This is a genomic window from Rhodococcus sp. 06-235-1A, assembly GCF_002258785.1.
Taxonomy (GTDB): Bacteria; Actinomycetota; Actinomycetes; order Mycobacteriales; family Mycobacteriaceae; genus Rhodococcoides.
Map to the genome: position 1 here is coordinate 302,857 of NZ_NOYI01000012.1, position 17,614 is coordinate 320,470.

Sequence of the window (17,614 nt, forward strand, 5' to 3'; positions counted from 1 at the left end):
TGTGACAGACCACACATTGGCGGGTTGCTCTGAGTATTGGTGCAGATGTTTGTCGGCGCAAGAGCCATGAACGCAGGTGGGATCTGCAAAACTGCACACATGACACGCGGTGGCGCGAAGATCCCCAGTGCAGACGACCTGCTGGTCCTTCTCGCTGTCAGTCGGACCGGTCGCTACAGTTCGGCGGCGGACGACCTGGGCATCAACCACACGACCATTTCCCGACGCATCGCCGCACTCGAGGACACCCTCGGTGGCCGGGTCCTGACCCGGGGTGCCGGCGGCTGGGAGCTGACGCAACTGGGCCACGGCGCGCTGGCCGCCGCCGAGGCCGTCGAGGATGCGCTGCGCACCCTCGTCTCGAGCGACGCAGGTGCGCTGGAAGGCGTCGTACGTATTTCGGCGACCGACGGTTTCAGTGCCTACATCGCAGCCCCCGCTGCGGCGCGGGTGCAGCGCGCTCATCCGCGGGTGTCCGTGGAGATCGTCGCGGTCACCCGGCGCGCGTCGCAGCAACGTTCGGGCTTGGACATCGAGATCGTCGTCGGTCGGCCGCAGGTGCATCGCGCGGAGGCCATCCGGCTCGGGGACTATCTACTCGGCCTCTACGCCTCCGAGACGTATCTGAAGGAACACGGAACGCCTCGGGTGCCGGCCGACCTCTCTGCTCACCCGTTCATCTACTTCATCGACTCGATGCTGCACGTCGACGATCTGGATCTGGCCCCTAACTTCACCCCGACGATGCGCGAATCGGTCACCTCCACCAACGTCTTCGTCCACGTCGAGGCCACTCGCGCCTCGGCGGGCATCGGACTGCTGCCGTGCTTCATGGCCGACCGCCACCCCGACCTCCTACGAATCCTGCCCGACGCGATCGCCGTGAAACTGACCTACTGGCTCGTCACCCGCACCGAAACCCTGCGACGGCCGGAGGTCTCAGCAGTGGTCGACGCGATCCGCGCGGTCGTCACCGAGCAGCGCTCGGCTCTGTTGGGAGAGAGCTGACTAAAAGGCCGCGTCATATTTGTGTCATGACTGAATTCCCGGCCGTAAAGGATCCGTAAGGATCGTCTTCGGGCCAATTTCGACGGCGTAAACATATCGGTGACCGGATGCCTAATAGGCGTCCGACCAGCGCTGATGATGCGTTGGACCGCACTATGTCGAAGAGGCTTGAACGTTCATGGCTGATTTGGGTTATCTCCTCGTCACGGCAGCGGGGTTCGGTGTGTGTGCACTGATCCTGCGGGCGTTGGCGACCACTGCCACTACGAAGGCGAAGGCGAAATGACGCTCGACGGAACCATCAACGTCGTACTCGTGGTGATCGCCGCCGCGGTGGTCATCTATCTTTTCGTCGCTCTGCTCGACCCGGAGAGGTTCTGAGAACATGACTGCAGCTCTGGCAGCATCGCTCCAGATCCTCGTGGTCGTCGTCGTTCTGGCGATCGCGTACGTGCCCCTCGGTGACTACATGGCGAAAGTCTTTGCCACCGAACATGATGTCGACACAAACGCAGGAAGCCTCGGTGCCGCAGGGAGTACAGCCACCCTGCAGCGCACCCGCGGCGGCACAACCGTGTGGGCAGATCTTCGTATCGAAAAGCTGATCTACCGCCTCTGCCGGATCGACCCACGCTCCCAGCAGACCTGGGTCGGATACGCGCTCTCGCTGCTCGGCTTCTCCGCTGCGAGCGTCCTCTTTCTCTATGTGCTGCAACGAGTTCAGGGTGTTCTCCCGCTGAACGGAGGACTGCCGGGAGTGAGCCCGTCGGTCGCGTTCAACACCGCGATCTCCTTCGTCTCCAACACCAACTGGCAGTCGTACACACCCGAGACGACGATGTCGAACCTGACGCAGCCCCTGGGCTTGGCGGTGCAGAACTTCGTTTCTGCCGCAGTCGGCCTCGCTGTCGCCATCGCCGTCGTGCGAGGTTTCGTGCGTGTGCGGACCGGCGGTGAGATCGGCAACTTCTGGGTCGACCTGGTCCGCGGAATCCTCCGCATCCTGCTCCCCCTGTCGTTCGTCATCGCACTGATTCTGCTGACGCAGGGCGTAATTCAGTCCTTCAGCACAGGGTTCGCCTCGACGGGACTCGACGGGTCGTCGGTCTCGAACGCACTGGCTCCGGTCGCCTCGCAGGAAGCGATCAAGGAACTGGGCACCAACGGTGGCGGAATCCTCGGCGCGAACTCCGCGCACCCGTTCGAGAACCCGACCCCCTTGACCAACGTCGTGCAGATCATCTCGATCCTGCTCATCCCGGTGGCACTGACCCGCACCTTCGGCACGATGGTCGGTGACCGTCGCCAGGGCCTGACCCTGCTCGCGGTCATGGCGGCGCTGTTCGCAGCACTCCTCACGGTCACTGCCGTCGCAGAATCCGGTGCCCGCGGCGTCGCCGCGCAGGCAGCAGGTTCGATGATGGAGGGCAAGGAAGTTCGATTCGGCATCCCCGGATCCACCCTCTTCGCTGTCGCGACAACGGGAACGTCCACCGGCGCAGTCAATTCCGCGCACGACAGCATGTCCCCACTCGGCGGCGGAGCCGTCCTGCTCAACATGCTCTTCGGTGAAATCGCCCCCGGCGGTGTCGGAACCGGTCTGTACGGACTGCTCGTGCTCGCGATCATCGCGGTGTTCGTGGGTGGACTCCTCGTCGGCCGTACGCCCGAGTACCTCGGCAAGAAGATCGGGCAGCGGCAGATCACCCTCGCCGCCCTGTCGGTACTGGTGATGCCCGCGTTGGTTCTGATCGGCACCTCGATCACCGTGATCCTGTCCTCCACCACCGGCTTCCAGGGCAACTCGGGTGACCCGGGTACGCCAGGATCGATACACGGATTCACCGAGGTCCTCTACGCCTACGCCTCCGCCTCGAACAACAACGGCAGCGCGTTCGGCGGGCTGACCGTCACCAGCGACTGGTTCCAGACCTCACTGGGCATCGCGATGCTGCTCGGACGCTTCCTGCCGATCATCTTCGTACTGGCACTGGCCGGTTCGCTCGCCACGTCCAAGCGCACCGCTCCGAATCCCGGCACTCTCCCCACGACCGGACCGCTCTTCACCGGACTGGTACTCGGAACCGCCGTTCTCGTTGCGGCACTGACATTCTTCCCGGCCCTGGCTTTGGGCCCGATCGCAGAGGCACTGCAATGACCGTTACCTCGTCCAGGCTCGTCGACGACGAATCCGACGTCGACGACTCCCCCACCCCGGTCCGATCCGGATACTTCAGCCCCCGGCAGATGTGGACGTCACTGCCGTCCGCGTTCGCCAAACTCGACCCACGGCATCTTGCCCGCAACCCGGTCATGTTCGTCGTGCTCATCGGCTCCGTCGTCACCACCGTGCTCGCGGTCCTCGATCCTTCCGTTTTCTCCTGGCTCGTAGCGGCGTGGCTCTGGTTCACGTTGCTGTTCGCCAACCTTGCCGAGTCCGTGGCCGAGGGCCGCGGCAAGGCCCAGGCCGCGAGCCTGCGCGCGGTCAAGCGAGACACGGTCGCGCACCGTCGGACGTCGAACGGGACGATCGAAGAGGTTCCCGGTATCGAATTGAAGGTCGGTGACGAGGTCGTCGTCTCCGCCGGCGAGATCATTCCTGGAGACGGCGATGTCATCGAAGGCATTGCGAGCGTGGACGAATCGGCCATCACCGGCGAATCTGCGCCGGTCGTCCGCGAATCGGGCGGTGACCGTTCAGCAGTGACCGGCGGCACCGGAGTGCTCTCCGACGAGATCGTCGTCAAGATCACCGCCGCTCAGGGCGAGACCTTCGTCGACCGAATGATTGCCCTCGTCGAGGGTGCATCGCGCCAGAAGACCCCGAACGAAATCGCGCTGAACATCCTGTTGGCCTCGCTGACGATCATCTTCATGCTGGCCGTCGTCGCGATCGGACCGATGGGCGCGTACGGCGGCGAGGAGCAAGACCCGATCAAGCTGATCGCACTGCTGGTGTGCCTGATTCCGACGACCATCGGAGCATTGTTGTCCGCCATTGGAATTGCCGGCATGGACCGCCTGGTTCAGCGCAACGTCCTGGCGATGTCGGGACGCGCTGTCGAGGCAGCGGGCGACATCGACACGCTCCTGATGGACAAGACCGGCACGATCACGTTCGGCAACCGTCGCGCCACCGGGCTTCATCCCGCACCCGGCACGTCGGCAGGCGAACTCGCCGCAGCAGCACGGTTGTCCTCACTCGCCGACGGCACACCCGAAGGTCGCAGCATCGTCGATCTGTGCGGACTGGAATACTCGTTGCCCCTGCACGCCACGGACACCGAGAAGACCGGCGAGTTCGTCGCCTTCACCGCCCAAACCCGCATGAGCGGAATCGATCTCGACGGCACCCAGGTCCGTAAGGGTGCCTCCGATTCGGTGCTGGCATGGGTTCGCAGCAACGGCGGTCCCTCGATCGCCGTCGAGATAGACGACATCTCGAACAGCATCGCCGAGATGGGCGGGACACCCCTGGTCGTCGCCACTGCACCCCAGGGCGGTCCCGCCCGCGCACTGGGTGTCATCGAACTCTCCGATGTCGTCAAGCCCCACATCGCGGAGCGATTCGCTCAGTTGCGGGCCATGGGCATCAGGACCGTCATGGTCACGGGTGACAATCCGCGGACCGCGAAAGCCATTGCAGCCGAGGCAGGTGTCGACGACTTCCTCGCCGAGGCCACACCCGAGGACAAGCTCGCATTGATCCGCAAGGAGCAGGAAGGCGGCCGGCTGGTCGCGATGACGGGCGACGGCACCAACGACGCCCCCGCTCTGGCGCAGGCCGACGTGGGTGTCGCGATGAACACCGGAACGTCGGCAGCAAAAGAGGCCGGCAACATGGTGGATCTCGATTCCGATCCGACCAAATTGATCGAGGTCGTCGAGATCGGTAAGCAGTTGTTGATCACCCGCGGAGCGTTGACGACGTTCTCCCTCGCCAACGACCTCGCGAAGTACTTCGCGATTCTGCCGGCGATGTTCAGCGTCGTCTACCCACAACTCGACGGCCTCAACATCATGCGGCTCGCCACCCCCGAATCGGCAATTCTGTCCGCGGTCATCTTCAACGCTCTTGTGATCATCGGGCTGATTCCGCTGGCGCTCAAGGGTGTTCGTTACGTCCCGTCGAGCGCTTCGACACTGCTGCGCCGCAATCTGCTGCTCTACGGAGTGGGCGGCGTCATCACCCCGTTCATCGGGATCTGGCTCATCGACCTCATCGTTCGTTTCATCCCAGGGATAGGCTGACATGCGTTTCGTACAGAGATTTCTCGGTCAGATCGTGGCAGGACTGTCGGTGCTGCTGGCGCTGACGGTCATCGTCGGTATCGGGTATCCAGCGGCGGTATGGGCGGTGAGCCGCATCGGATCCAGCTCTGCCGAGGGGTCGCCGCTGCGTGACGCGAACGGGTGCGTCGTCGGTAGCAGTCTGATCGGGGTCGACCCGCAGGTTCAAGAGGGAGCGCCGGATCCGTTCTTCCACAACCGAGTTACCGGTTCCGTCTCCGACGAGGATGCCTTTGCCGCGAGCGACCCGGCCGCGTCGTTGCCCACCAACCAGGGCCCCAGTAGCGAAGCACTGGCGGCATTCATCGAAGAACGGCGTGCAGTCATCGCCGAGCGTGACGGCGTCGACCCGGCCGCCGTGCCGGTGGACGCGGTCACCGGATCCGGCTCGGGTATCGATCCCGATATCAGCCCCGCCTACGCGGCGATTCAGATCCAACGCGTCGCGCAGGTCAACGACATGAGCGTCGACGCGGTGACGGCTCTGGTCGCCGAACACACCGACGGCAGGCAGCTCGGGTTCCTCGGCAACGAGACGGTGAACGTGCCGGAGCTCAATGTCGCTCTGGGACTGACGGCACCGGGGTGCGGTACGAGCTGAGCCTCGACGGTCCAGGGCAGCAGGTAGAGACATGGGAAAAAAGACCGGCAAGCGGGGGTCCGGTGGACTCGATCGCGGTGAGCTGCGCATCTATCTCGGGGCCGCGCCGGGGGTCGGTAAGACCTTCGCGATGCTCGGTGAAGCGCACCGCAGGCAAGAACGTGGATGCGACGTGGTCGCGGGCGTGGTGGAAACCCACGGCCGCGCCCGCACCGCCGCGTTACTGGACGGCATCGAACTGGTTCCTGCGCGGACAGTTCACTACCGCGGATCGATCGCTCACGAACTCGACGTCGCAGCGATCATCGAGCGTGAGCCTTCGCTGGTGCTCGTCGACGAACTCGCCCACACCAACACCCCGGGTAGCGCCCACGAGAAGCGCTGGCAGGACGTCGAGGAATTGCTGGCAGCGGGAATCGATGTGGTCTCGACCCTGAACGTGCAGCATCTGGAAAGTCTCAACGATGTCGTCGAGCAGATCACCGGTGTGCCGCAACGAGAAACCGTCCCGGACTCGGTGGTACGGGCTGCAGAACAGATCGAACTGGTCGATGTGGCTCCAGAAGCACTGCGTCGCAGGCTCTCCCACGGAAACATCTACGCAGCCGAAAAGGTCGACGCCGCGCTGAGCAACTATTTCCGGCAAGGCAATCTGACTGCCCTGCGCGAACTGTCGTTGTTGTGGATCGCCGATCAGGTCGATGCTGCGTTGGCGAAATACCGCAGTACACATGACATCACCGACATGTGGGAAGCACGTGAGCGAGTTGTCGTCTCGGTGACCGGTGGACCGGAGTCCGAGACCCTGTTGCGTCGCGCAAGCCGGATCGCCTCGCGGTCCAGTGCGGAACTGATGGTGCTGCACGTGATCCGAGGTGACGGCCTCACCGGCGTCTCGGCACCGCAGATGGGGAAAGTCCGCGTACTCGCAGCGAGTCTCGGCGCAAGTATGCACAGTGTCGTCGGTGACGACGTGCCGACCACGCTGCTCGACTTCGCACGGGGGGCCAACGCAACCCAGCTCGTCATCGGAACCTCACGGCGGTCTCGCTGGGCCCGGATACTGGACGAGGGCATCGGCGCTGCGGTCATTCAGAACTCGGGCAAGATCGACGTGCACATGGTCACCCACAACCAGATCAGTCGAGGTTTTCGGCTCGGCCGGCTGATCCCGCCCAATCCGAAGCACCGACGAGTTCTGTCCTGGGTTGCCGCAGTGGTCGTACCCGTTGTCTCGGCCATGGCGATGCTGCTGGTGGATCCGTATCTCGATCTCGGCGGCGAGAGCGCCCTGTTCTTCATGGTCGTACTGGCCGTTGCGCTCCTGGGCGGCGTTGCGCCCGCGGCACTGTCGGCGTTGATCGCAGGATTGTTGCTCAACTACTTCTTCGCCGACCCGCGGTACAGCTTCACCATCGCCGAACCCGACAACTTCGTCACCACCGTGGTGCTGCTCATCATGGCAGTGGCAGTGGCATTCCTGGTCGACGCGGCTGCCCGACGCACCCGCGAAGCTCGGCGAGCGTCACAGGAGGCCGAGCTCCTGACACTGTTCGCCGGAACGGTGCTGCGCGGCGGCGACATTCGAACGCTGTTGGAGCGAGTCCGCGAGACGTACTCCCAGCGCGCGGTCTCGATCATCAGAGGTGCTGGTGTGATCGTCGAATCGGTCGGTGATTCTCCACCCGCCGTGCCCGATGACGCCGACACCGCGATCGACACCCCCGACGGTTCCTTCACGTTGCTCCTGTCCGGTACCAAGACCGGTGCGCACGATCGACGTGTGCTCAGTGCCGTAGCCAACCAGGCCATGGGCCTGATCAGGCAGACCGAACTCGCCCAGGAGGCCAGCGCCGCCGCAGGACTGAAGGAGGTCGACCGTCTTCGGCGGGCGCTGCTGTCCGCGGTCAGCCACGACCTACGAACGCCGCTCGCCGCGGTCAAGGCTGCCGTGTCGAGTCTGCGTGCGACCGATGTCGAATTCTCTGCCGAGGACACCGCGGAGTTGTTGGCGACCATCGAGGAATCGACCGACCAACTGACGGGTCTGGTGGGCAACCTGCTCGATTCGTCACGGTTGGCCGCGGGGGTCATTCAGCCGAGCCGGTCCATCGTGTACGTCGAAGACGCTGTGGACGCAGCGCTCGTCGGAACGCACACTGGTCGCGAACTCGTCATCGTCGATGTCGACGACGTCGCGGTCTCCGCCGACGCAGGTCTGCTCGAGCGCGTGCTGGCGAATCTGATCGACAACGCACTGCGACACGCCCCCGGATCGCCGGTACGGGTCGGGGCCGCCTACATCGGCGACCGAGCAGTGATCACCGTTGCCGACAGCGGCCCGGGGATCGCGCCCGGAAGCGAGGAAGCCGTCTTCGAGTCCTTCCAACGATCGGGCGACCGCGACAACACCACGGGTGTCGGGCTCGGGCTCTCCGTTGTGCGTGGGTTCGTCGAAGCCATGGGAGGCTCGGTGACGGTGTCCGACACTGCAGGTGGTGGTGTGACCATGACCGTCGAATTGGCGCGAGCGGAATCGACTGCCAGAAGCGACCTCTCCGAGCAGACCCATGGGTGAATCCCGTTCCGCGATCAAGGTTCTGGTTGTCGACGACGAACCGCAGATCGTGCGCGCATTGCGCATCAACCTCACCGCCCGCGGTTACGGCGTCGTCACCGCGGCCACCGGGACCGGCGCGCTACGCGCCATTGCGTCCGAACACCCCGATGTCGTGATCCTCGACCTCGGACTGCCCGATATCGGCGGACTGGACGTGCTCGCAGGATTGCGAGGATGGAGCGAGATTCCGGTGATCGTGCTGTCCGCGCGCACCGACAGCGGCGACAAGATCGAAGCCCTGGACGCCGGTGCCGACGACTACATCACCAAACCGTTCGGGATGGACGAATTTCTGGCCCGGCTACGCGTCGCCGTCCGCAGACGAGCCATCAGGACGTCCCCTACGGACCCGCTCGTGACCACCTCGTCCTTCACGATCGATCTGGCCTCCAAGAGGGTGACCAGGGACGGCGAGATCGTGCACCTCACGCGCACCGAATGGGGAGTCCTCGAGATGCTGGCCCGCAATGCGGGCAAGCTGGTGGGGCAGAAAGAACTGCTCAGAACGGTGTGGGGTCCCGGGCACGATCACGGATCCAACTATCTGCGGATCTACATGTCTCAACTCCGACGCAAGCTGGAAGTAGACCCGGGCAAGCCTCGGCATCTCATCACCGAGACGGGAATGGGGTACCGACTCGTGGAATGAACCGAACCGCCTGTGCGGGTAGCATATCCAGATGGTGGGCTTGTCCATCGGACAGTGTCAGGACGCTCGGGCAGTCACCGGGACCGTCGACGATCGCGAGGACGTCACCGACTCGAACATCCGCCGGGAGCGACACTTCCGAGTGAATCACGCACCGGTGCCGAGGATCACTGCCATCGGCGAGTACGAACAATTCCTCCCCGCCGAGGCTGTGACGGTTGGCGATGACCGCCGCGGCCGGGGCGCAACCGGTTCCACCGTCCAAGACCACGACGGCTCGTTGCGAATCCGTCCGGTCGATCGAACGGACACGGCACACCGTCACCACGGCCGCGTCGGTGATCGACTCCCCGGTCTCGACGGCGAGCTGTGGACGCGGGAAGCGATGCCGAATGCAGCCTTCGTCGACGGCGTCTTCGACGACGTCGGACAGGAGCGAAGTATCGAGTCCCGTCGGAGAATCGATCCGGAGATGGAGTCGATTACCGAGCACGCCGTGGTCTCGGTAGGCCTGAGCCATCACTCCGAGCGACTCGACGATCCGTGCGAACACCCCGTCGAGAGTGGACGCGCTGCATTCGACACCATCGAATACCGTTGCAGGGCAGTCGACAACCTGAGCGATGACATTCTCCGCGTAGTCACGATTGCCGTCGGTGCTGACCAGAGTCGACTGTGCGAGGGCTACGGCACGGTCCGCATCCGGAACCCGGTGAATACCTGCGGCGACGACGAGTCGGCCCACTCGCTCACCCGCCGGAAGTGACAGCAGGAGATCTGCAGCCTGCGCGCTCTGCGCTCGGCCGACGATGTGCGAGGGATCGACCCCGAGTTTCCGGGCGGACGACAACGCTGCCATCGAGTCGACGACCAGCGTCAAGTGCTGCTCCCCTATCCAGCGCGCGACAATCGGGGCCAGCACACTGCCTGGCTTGTAGAGCATTTCGGCTGTGCACGACCCGAGCGCGATGCGATTGCACCTACCGCGCAAGCTGGTTTCGTCGATCACGCACACCGGCGTCGAGTAACGATCGGCGATGTCGTCGAGGAACATTCCTGCCACGGTCACTCGACCGTGTCGATAATGCGTCGTACTCGGCCACACAGCATGATCCAACCGCGGCGACAGAGCACCTCTGAGCGACGGCAGATAATCCAACAGAGTCATCGAACACATCTCCTCGTCGATACTGGGCCGAGTGCGGGCCTCCAGTCGATCATCGTCCCGATCGGAGGCGAACAGCCCTGCCTTGACGGGAAATTGACGCTGCGAACGAAGACCTTGACACCGCGGCAACAGATGCGACTCGACCATCTGCACCCCGTAAGAATCTCGGAGAGTCGCATCAAAACTCCGTCAACGAACCGCCCGAGCGGTTCGCGCGGGCGTATATCTGAGTGCATGACACTCTCGCTCGAAGCGCCCGATCACTCGACACAACTGCACAATTCGATCCACCTCATGCGTCGGGTCATGCCGGGGGTCGGTTTCGGTGTCCGCGCGGCCGAGCTCGGCGACCACGCTGTCGCCACCTGGGTACGGAACTCCGGTGTCACCGTCCTCGCGCACGATGACGACGAGCTCGATCGTGTGCAGCTCAGCGGGATTCGACCGAACCAAATCGTGTTTCGATGCGGAGCCGGCACCGACGGTATCCGCAATGCCGTGCACCGCGGGGTGTTCCGCTTCGTCGTCGGCACGGAGCCGCAGATCGCTCGATTGACAGAGTGCGCGCAACGAACGAAATATGTCTACCTCGACAGCGATGCGGCGGCAGTACTCGGCGGTCACCGAGTGCAGGCGGTCGGCCTCCACAGCGACGTCAGCAACTCCGGCGACCCGGACGAGTGGGCCTCGGCGGCCGAAAGACTGCTGCGGCGAGCATCCGAGTCCACGACGTGCGGGTCACCGGTGCACCGCATCATTCTGAGCGGAGGATCGACCGAGGCGTGGATGAACTGTTCCGTCCCGTACCAGACGTCCGTCGTGCGCGCTGTGGACGCTGCACTGCGTGACGGGTGCACCCGATGGAATCTGCCGCGGCCTGCTGTCTCGGTGATACCGGCGCAGGCGGCGACCCGCTGACTTCTCCTGGAGATGGCGTATACCGTCGGGTGGACAGAACTTCCGTCCCGAGAAGGAGCGTTCACTCGATGGCCGATATCGATTTCTATTTCGATCCGGTGTGCCCGTTCGCCTGGATGACCAGCAAGTGGGTCCGCAAGGTCCAAGCCCAGCGCGAGTACACCGTCGACTGGCGGTTCATCTCGCTGCGACTGCTCAATTCCCACATCGACTACGACGCTCACTTTCCGCCCGAGTACGAGGCCGGCCACACGGCGGGTCTACGACTGTTGCGGGCCGCTGCCTCTGTTCGTCGTGAGCATGGGTCGGACGCTGTCGGACCGCTGTACGAGGCCCTCGGAACGCGCATCTTCGACACCGAGGTAGTGCCCGACGACGCTGCGAGCCACGGCCATCGGGGCACTGCAGAATTTTTCGGGCCGATCCTCGAAGAACTCGGTTTGCCCACCCGTCACACTGCAGCACTGGATGATTCGACTCTGGACGACGAGATCCGGGCCGAAACCGATCATGCTCTCTCGCTCACCGGCAAGGACGTCGGAACCCCCATCATCGCCTTCGAGCCGCCGGACGGTGTCGCGTTCTTCGGTCCCGTGATCAGCAGGCTCCCCAGCGACGAGGAGGCAGTAGCGCTGTGGGACAACGTGATCGGACTCGCTCGATTCTCCGGTTTCGCCGAGATGAAGCGCAGCCTGCGTGAGCTCCCCCAGCTGAAAGCGCTGGGGGTTCAGGAGGACGAGGTAGGCGTGCAACAAGACTGGCACGCCGGGAGTCGACGACAGAAAAGGTGATGCGTCGGCGGGATCAGCCGCCTCGCACGTCGTCCATGTTGCCGGCCCCCGGGGTTCCCGCGTCGAGTCCGTAACGCAGGTACACGGTGCCTTTGCCTCCGACGGCCGGTGGCTCGAGCAACGTCAAGTTGCTGGGCACGGTGCCGTCGGCGAAGACTCTCTTTCCCACTCCGAGAACGATGGGGTGCACCCATAGATCGAGCCGATCGAACAGCTTCTCGCGCAACAGAGTCTGAACCAGATCGAGGCTTCCGACTACCTTGATGTGGTCGTGCCTCTCTCGGATTTCACGCACTGCGCCGACCAGGTCCGGTCCGAGTTGGGTCGAACCATCCCACGGCAGATCGGGTGTGCCACGCGAGGCCACGTATTTGGGGATCGCGTTGAACAACGTTGCGAACGAATCGTTTTGGTTCGGCCAGTACGCAGCGAAGATGTCATAGGTGCGCCGACCGAGCAGGAGCGCATCGGTGCCCTCGTATGCGGCGACAACTTGCGCCCCGGAGACCTGGTCGAGCAGAGGGACCTGCCAGCCACCGAAGGGGAAGTTCTCGGGATCTTCCTCGGGGCTCCCGGGTGATTGTGCGACGAGGTCTAGCGTGGCGAAAAGCTCCAACGTGATGAGGCCCATGATTACTCCTGGTTCGGTGGGTTTTTCTGTGTGACGAAACCTTGTTCAGCCCAGAGCTTTCCGCAGACTCTCGGCAAATTCTGTCGGCTTTCCGGTCTGACCGAATTCGCCGCCGAGGAAGCCCGAGTGGCCACCGGGAAAGACGATCGGCTCCGATCCGAGCAGCGCCGCAGTCGAATACGCTGCGCGAGCCGCGATGTGACCGTCCTCGGGACCGCCGGATTCTTCCCCTACGCCGATCACCACCGCGGTGGGTGAAGCACGCAACGCCTCGACGTCCGGTGCGAAATCCACTCCGCCCCCGCGCATGTTGGACATCAGCGCATCGTCGCGGGTTCCGTCGTCCTCGGCTGGGAGGCCGAACTGCGCCGGGTCCGGTGCCAGGCGTGCGAAGAACGCGTCGTCGATCGGTCCTACGTGCATCAGCAGCGACATGAACTGGGCCATGGCCGGCCCGCGGCCGTGAGCGTCGTACGTGGTCACCATGTTCGCGCACACTGTCGCGATGTTTTCGCGGTCCGGCAGAGTGCCTCCGGCGGGTGGTTCGTGGGCCACCAACGTCCGAACATCGGACGGGTACCTGCTGACGAGCACCAGCGCATTGACCGCACCCCCGCTGGAGGCGAACACATCGACAGGCCCGTGGCCGACGGCGGTGAGCACTGCATGCAGGTCGTCGGCGTGTTCGCCGAAGGTGACTGCGGAGGTCGCGTCGTCTCGTCTACTACGTCCGACATTTCTGGGGTCGTACGTGACGACCACCCGGTCGCGGAAGTGCGATGCCAACGTCCCGAACCCGCTCGCATCCATCGGTGAGCCGATGAGCACCAAGGGGGTGACACCTGGCTCGAGGTCACCGATCACGTCATAGGTCAGGGTCGCACCGGGAACGGAAACGGTCTGTGTCGTCATGCTCGTGTGGACCTCGATCCGAGCGAAAACTCACCGGGAGGTGCCGCCTAGTCGTAGAGAACCGCGGTGCCCGTCTGTCTCAACTTCTCGAGACCGTCTCTGAAACGCTGCAGGTACCCGGGTGAGTGTCCTACCCAGTCGGTCGTCTCCTCGACTATGCGCACCGGTTCCGCGCTGCGATAGGAGTGCGTCGGGTTGCCGGGGAACTTCTTGTCCGTCACGTTCGGGTCGTCCTCAACACGGCCGGTCGGCTGCACGATGTAGACCCGCGGATTCCCCTCGCCGACGGCCATCTCGGCTGCCAGCACAGCACCGTCCAGCACTTTGGTCATGTAGATGTAGTTCGAGATGTGCTCGGGACGGTAGTTCGAGCGATAACCGGGGACCAGAAAATCACCGGCCTCGAGATCGGCTTTGGTGCCATGAAAGTAAGCACCGGATTCGTGCACTCGAAAACGCTCCGGTGTATCGGCCATGTCTGCCATAGAAATCCCTCCGTGTCGGTAGCCGGAAGATTGTGCATGCTCGACGGGGTCTTGCCGCAAGCCCCCACCCCGGCGATACACTGAAAGCAACAGCAGGCGTGCGACCTACATCAATTCCGCTCTGCGGGGCGGTAGCCGACAGTCCCGACGCGAACCTGGATATGGCCACCGCGGACAGCGCGGGCCGAAAGATCCCGCAGCACTGGCGTCATCGCCGTCCACGGATGAGCCTCGATATTCGACCCACCGAGTCGACACGCAAGCGTCGCCAGCGGGGTCCACCCCGCCGCCCGTCCGATGGGACGCTGCATGTCGACGACAGCCACGACGCCGCCCGCTCTCGTCGCCGCGATCATCGCCTCGAGGGCCGCCTGCCATGGCGTCATCAGCGACAGCGCGTAGGTGCTCAGGGCCGCATCGAACGGGGCCTGTTCCCCCAGATCCGCGGACGTCAGGGCGGTGGCGTCGGCTGCGACGAGCGTGACGTTGCCCCAACCGAACCGGTCGGCTCGCCGTCGGGCCTGTTCGAGCATCTGCGGGCTGGCGTCGACTCCGGTGATCGAGCCGGTCGGGCCGACCATTCGCTGCAGCCCCGCGAAATTCAGCCCCGTCCCGCAGCCGAGGTCCAGAACATGGCTCCCCACAGGCAGATTCAGCAACTCGAACGCCGCCTCCCGCCCGGCGCGATACACCGGCCACTCGAAGGAGATCACGTCGTACAGGCGCGCCGAGACGGTGTACTTGGTCGGTCGTCTCATCTCGGGTCTCTCCAAGGCGCAGGCATAGTGGGAGGTATGGGAATCCGTCGTTCGTCTTCGAGTGTGCCCGAGAACCGCGCCGACGTGGTCGTGGTGGGCGGCGGCACCGCCGGCATCGTGGCGGCGAAGACCGCAGCGGGTTTCGGCGTTCGTGTCCTATTGATCGAGCGGGACCGCACCGGCGGCGACTGCCTGTGGACCGGCTGCGTGCCGTCCAAAGCGCTGCTCGCGGCTGCTTCGGTGGCGCAGACGGTTCGATCCGCGTCCCGGTTCGGCATCGTCACCCAGCCACCGAGTGTGGATTTCGCGCGCGTGATGCAGCACGTGCACAGTGCGATTGCCGAGATCGCGCCGATCGATTCACCGGAGGCCCTGACCGAGGCCGGAGTGCATGTAATCCACGGTGACGCCGTATTCACCGGGCCGAACACCGTTTCCGTCGGTACGCGGACCCTGGATTTCGGCCACGCGATCGTGACCACCGGAGCCCATCCCACGGTGCCGGCGATCGACGGCCTCGAGCACGTGGACTACCTGACCAGCGATACCCTGTGGGATCTGAAGGACCTACCGCAGCGACTACTGATCGTCGGGGCCGGATCGGTGGGTTGCGAAATGGCGCAAGCATTCTCGCGCCTCGGATCGGACGTGACTCTCGTCGGAAGGTCGGGCACGATCCTGCCACGCGAGGATGCGTCGGCGACCTCGATTCTCACGCAGGCACTGACAGACGAGGTCGTGCGCGTTCTGACCTCCACCGCCGTTGTGCAGATCGAGGAGGGTTCGGCGACCACCGACACGGGCGTAGACATCGCTTTCGACCGAGTGCTCGTCGCCACCGGGCGGACTCCGCGGACCGCGGAGCTCGGCTTGGACTCTGCCGGTGTGGAATTGGACCACAAGGGATTCGTTCAGGTCGACGAGAATCTACGGACCACCAATCCCCGCATCTGGGCGGCCGGAGATCTCACCGGCCATCCGCAGTTCACTCATACCGCCGGTGTGCACGGCAGTCTGGCCGCCGGCAACGCGGTCCTTGGCCTTCATCGAAAGGTGAGTACGACGGGAACCCCGCGGGTGACGTTCACCGATCCCGAGATCGCCTCGGCGGGAATCGATGTGCGAACCGCGCGGCAGCGCGGACTTCGACTGCAGACTCTGGCCCACCACCACGTCGATCGCGCCGTGACCGAGGGGGCAACGAACGGATCGACGACGCTCGTGCTCGACGCCAAGCGACGCATCGTCGGAGCCTGCGTGGTGGGACCGCGAGCGGGCGAGACGATCGGGGAGTTGATCATCGCCATCGAGCAGGGCCTGCGTACCCGAGATCTCGCCGGAGCCACCCATCCGTATCCGACGTACAACGACGGGCCGTGGAACGCGGCGATAGCGGACATGAAGGCGCAGTTGGGTTCTCCGCTGATTTCCCGCGCAACGGCCGCACTGGCGAAGGTGCGCGGCGCTTGGATCAGGAGAGCGCGCGATACCCGGCGAAGATCCGCTGGGTCGAGCTGACCGCGACCACCGCCGCCCAGACCACCGCGATCTGCCACGAGATACCCGGCAACAGCAGCCAAAGGCAATGCACCGCAATCGTTTCGGCTCCCTCGGCCAAGCCGCCGAGGAATGACAACGAGCGGCCGTCGTCGATGGTGCGACCGGTGCGCTCGGCAATCGAGGAGAACGCAAGAAACGCTGTGCCGTTGATGTAATACGCCAGCAGCACCAGCAGGAACGGCCACCAGGGGGCGTCGTATCCTGCCGAGGCACCCACCGCGACGCCCACCACTGTGGAGCCGTAGACCACGAAATCGGCTGTGATGTCGAAGAATCCGCCGGCCCCAGAGGTTGTCGACCGCCTACGCGCGAGAGGCCCGTCCAGACCGTCGGCGATGCGGGAGACGATCCACAGCGCCAACGCGAGCAACCAGAACTGCAGGCCCGCTGCCAGTGCACTACCGAGACCGAGCATCAGTCCGGCGGCGGTGATGCGGTCGGGCGTGATCGACGGGCGGTCGAGCGTGCGGGCACAGCGATCGAGCGGGCCTTCGAGATGGCGGCGCAGAAAGCTGTCGATCATTCGGCAGCTCCGGTGAGTCCCAGACGTCGCGCCAACAGGGCCGAACCGGCCGCGATCGCCAGTACCGCGAGCAGTGCGATGGCGAACGGCCACGACAGCGGAGACGTTCCGTAGGCCCCGAGTGCGGTGTAGGCGACGGTCGCGGGCACGATGCCGATCATGGTGCCCACCACGTAGTCACGTTGCCCCACGGCACTGACTCCGGCCGCGTAGTTCACCAAGGAGAACGGCAGCGGCACCAGACGCACGAGCAGTACCGACAGCAATCCGCGTCGTCCGAGCATGGCGTCGAGCCGGCGGAGCCTGTCCCATTCGGTGCGGGCCACCTGGCCGCGGCCCAGCGCCCGCGCTCCCCAGTACCCGAGATACGCCCCCATCGTGGCGGCGAACACCACGACGGTTGCGCCCACAGCCAATCCGAACAGCAGTCCCGACGCGATGGTCAACGTGCTGGCGGGGAACGGAGTGGCCGACAGGACGGCATAGAGCACGACGAACAACGCGATGCCCCAAGGCCCGGCCGACGCCACTCGGTCACGGATGAACGACGGATCGGGCAGGTCGACGGTGCCGAGCACGATCACCACGGCGACGACGACCACGGCAGCCGCGAGCAATTTCAGGGTGGTGCCGCGACGACTACGCGTCGGGCGGTCCTGCGTCACGATGTGTGCCTCTCGTTCGGCGGTCAGGATCCATT

At 64.6% G+C, this 17,614-nt stretch carries 17 protein-coding genes; 10 read left to right on the top strand and 7 right to left on the bottom strand.

Features of this window, described 5'->3' with window-relative positions:
- Nucleotides 1-99: 99 nt before the first annotated feature.
- The 7 genes from CH275_RS11865 (at nt 100) to CH275_RS11895 (ending at nt 9,168) form a co-directional block, all read left to right on the top strand.
- Nucleotides 100-1,008: a LysR family transcriptional regulator gene (locus CH275_RS11865; RefSeq protein WP_094678710.1), complete on the top strand. Its 909-nt coding sequence runs from the start codon at nt 100-102 to the stop codon at nt 1,006-1,008.
- 282 nt (nt 1,009-1,290) lie between these two features.
- Nucleotides 1,291-1,389 carry a K(+)-transporting ATPase subunit F gene (kdpF, locus tag CH275_RS11870; RefSeq protein ID WP_080734555.1) on the top strand — a complete coding sequence of 33 codons (99 nt, stop codon included), beginning with the start codon at nt 1,291-1,293 and terminating at the stop codon, nt 1,387-1,389.
- A 4-nt stretch (nt 1,390-1,393) separates the two neighbouring features.
- On the top strand, nt 1,394-3,166 hold the full coding sequence (kdpA, locus tag CH275_RS11875) for a potassium-transporting ATPase subunit KdpA (protein ID WP_094678262.1): 1,773 nt from the start codon (nt 1,394-1,396) through the stop codon (nt 3,164-3,166).
- Nucleotides 3,163-5,259: a potassium-transporting ATPase subunit KdpB gene (kdpB, locus tag CH275_RS11880; protein WP_094678264.1), complete on the top strand. Its 2,097-nt coding sequence runs from the start codon at nt 3,163-3,165 to the stop codon at nt 5,257-5,259. Before kdpA ends, kdpB begins: the two co-directional genes overlap by 4 nt.
- A gap of 1 nt (nt 5,260) precedes the next feature.
- Nucleotides 5,261-5,899 carry a potassium-transporting ATPase subunit C gene (locus CH275_RS11885; protein ID WP_094678266.1) on the top strand — a complete coding sequence of 213 codons (639 nt, stop codon included), beginning with the start codon at nt 5,261-5,263 and terminating at the stop codon, nt 5,897-5,899.
- A gap of 31 nt (nt 5,900-5,930) precedes the next feature.
- Complete coding sequence (locus CH275_RS11890) at nt 5,931-8,477, top strand: sensor histidine kinase (protein ID WP_094678268.1); 2,547 nt, start codon at nt 5,931-5,933, stop codon at nt 8,475-8,477.
- The gene (locus tag CH275_RS11895; protein WP_094618028.1) at nt 8,470-9,168 is read left to right on the top strand and encodes a response regulator; all 699 of its coding nucleotides are present in this window, start codon (nt 8,470-8,472) and stop codon (nt 9,166-9,168) included. The genes CH275_RS11890 and CH275_RS11895 overlap by 8 nt, the downstream gene beginning before the upstream one ends.
- On the opposite strand, the gene CH275_RS11900 is transcribed toward CH275_RS11895, so the two are convergent.
- Entirely contained in the window at nt 9,131-10,336 is a 1,206-nt protein-coding gene (locus CH275_RS11900; RefSeq protein WP_143546754.1) for a diaminopimelate decarboxylase, read from the bottom strand. The genes CH275_RS11895 and CH275_RS11900 overlap by 38 nt on opposite strands.
- A 234-nt stretch (nt 10,337-10,570) precedes the next feature.
- On the opposite strand from CH275_RS11900, the gene CH275_RS11905 reads away from it, so the two are divergent.
- A complete protein-coding gene (locus CH275_RS11905; RefSeq protein ID WP_094678272.1) occupies nt 10,571-11,254 on the top strand; it encodes a hypothetical protein in 684 nt (227 codons plus the stop codon).
- Between the two features lie 68 nt (nt 11,255-11,322).
- Nucleotides 11,323-12,045, top strand: coding sequence for a mycothiol-dependent nitroreductase Rv2466c family protein (locus tag CH275_RS11910; RefSeq protein ID WP_094678274.1), 723 nt, complete (start codon nt 11,323-11,325; stop codon nt 12,043-12,045).
- Between the two features lie 13 nt (nt 12,046-12,058).
- Here CH275_RS11910 and CH275_RS11915 read toward each other — a convergent pair whose 3' ends face one another.
- The 4 genes from CH275_RS11915 to CH275_RS11930 all read right to left on the bottom strand — a co-directional run bounded on the left by CH275_RS11915 (nt 12,059) and on the right by CH275_RS11930 (nt 14,831).
- Nucleotides 12,059-12,676, bottom strand: coding sequence for a dihydrofolate reductase family protein (locus CH275_RS11915; protein WP_094678276.1), 618 nt, complete (start codon nt 12,674-12,676; stop codon nt 12,059-12,061).
- A 45-nt stretch (nt 12,677-12,721) separates the two neighbouring features.
- A complete protein-coding gene (locus CH275_RS11920) occupies nt 12,722-13,588 on the bottom strand; it encodes an alpha/beta fold hydrolase (protein ID WP_094678278.1) in 867 nt (288 codons plus the stop codon).
- Between the two features lie 47 nt (nt 13,589-13,635).
- On the bottom strand, nt 13,636-14,064 hold the full coding sequence (arr, locus tag CH275_RS11925) for an NAD(+)--rifampin ADP-ribosyltransferase (RefSeq protein ID WP_094678712.1): 429 nt from the start codon (nt 14,062-14,064) through the stop codon (nt 13,636-13,638).
- 119 nt (nt 14,065-14,183) lie between these two features.
- The gene (locus tag CH275_RS11930) at nt 14,184-14,831 is read right to left on the bottom strand and encodes a class I SAM-dependent methyltransferase (protein ID WP_094678280.1); all 648 of its coding nucleotides are present in this window, start codon (nt 14,829-14,831) and stop codon (nt 14,184-14,186) included.
- A gap of 36 nt (nt 14,832-14,867) precedes the next feature.
- Between CH275_RS11930 and CH275_RS11935 the strand changes: the two genes are divergently transcribed.
- Nucleotides 14,868-16,349, top strand: coding sequence for a dihydrolipoyl dehydrogenase family protein (locus CH275_RS11935; protein ID WP_094678282.1), 1,482 nt, complete (start codon nt 14,868-14,870; stop codon nt 16,347-16,349).
- On the opposite strand, the gene CH275_RS11940 is transcribed toward CH275_RS11935, so the two are convergent.
- Together CH275_RS11940 and CH275_RS11945 are read right to left on the bottom strand one after the other, a co-directional pair.
- Nucleotides 16,303-16,914: a CDP-alcohol phosphatidyltransferase family protein gene (locus CH275_RS11940; protein ID WP_094678284.1), complete on the bottom strand. Its 612-nt coding sequence runs from the start codon at nt 16,912-16,914 to the stop codon at nt 16,303-16,305. The genes CH275_RS11935 and CH275_RS11940 overlap by 47 nt on opposite strands.
- Nucleotides 16,911-17,579, bottom strand: a complete 669-nt coding sequence (locus CH275_RS11945; RefSeq protein WP_256988713.1) for a TVP38/TMEM64 family protein — start codon at nt 17,577-17,579, stop codon at nt 16,911-16,913. The genes CH275_RS11940 and CH275_RS11945 overlap by 4 nt, the downstream gene beginning before the upstream one ends.
- Between the last annotated feature and the right edge of the window lie 35 nt (nt 17,580-17,614).